General features: G+C 42.8%; 1 pseudogene. It reads right to left on the reverse strand.

From position 1 onward, the window contains the following. Positions 1-622, reverse strand: a pseudogene (locus tag AOM43_RS06190) (RHS repeat protein); the annotation flags it as partial.

The raw sequence follows: 622 nt of genomic DNA on the forward strand, positions 1-622 counted from the left end.
GCATTCCATTTTTTTCGATTTTCTCTTCCAGATTTCCATCGAGCGTGTAGGTCATTCTTTCAATGGAACCATCGGGATATTTAATAGAGTAAGGCTGCCCTCGAATGGTATTTTGTTGCTGGGTTAAATCTCCATTTCCATTCCATGTTCTGCTCATATATCCTAAAGCATTATATGCCAAGCATTCGGTAGGAGCAAAAAGCTCTCCATTGGATCTGGGAATAGGGGGATAGATGGTTTTGACAAGGCGATTTAGGCCATCGTATTCATAAAAGGTTTTATTGCCGTAGTAGTCGATGCTTGCCGTGCGATTATTGCATTCGTCGTACTGATAGGAAAGCTTATAGCTTGCTCCTGTTTCATCGATGGTCTCAACACTCGTTAAGCGATTCATGAAGTCATAAGAAAAGTTCTTCCGGTAAGGTAGATGGGATCCTCTTTCACTTAGCACATTGCCATTGGCATCGAATGTGCGATAAAGGGTTTCACCTGCGGCATTGACTTGTTCCGTGACATTATTATGGGCATCATAGGTCCAATGTAAACGATAACGAGGGGATGGGGAGTGATCTGTTTCAAAGTGATCTTGGGCTGTGAGTCTGCCGTGTTTATCGTAGTGATT

Origin of the sequence: Parachlamydia acanthamoebae (assembly GCF_000875975.1) — a bacterium.
In the GTDB taxonomy this organism is placed as follows: Bacteria; Chlamydiota; Chlamydiia; order Chlamydiales; family Parachlamydiaceae; genus Parachlamydia; species Parachlamydia acanthamoebae.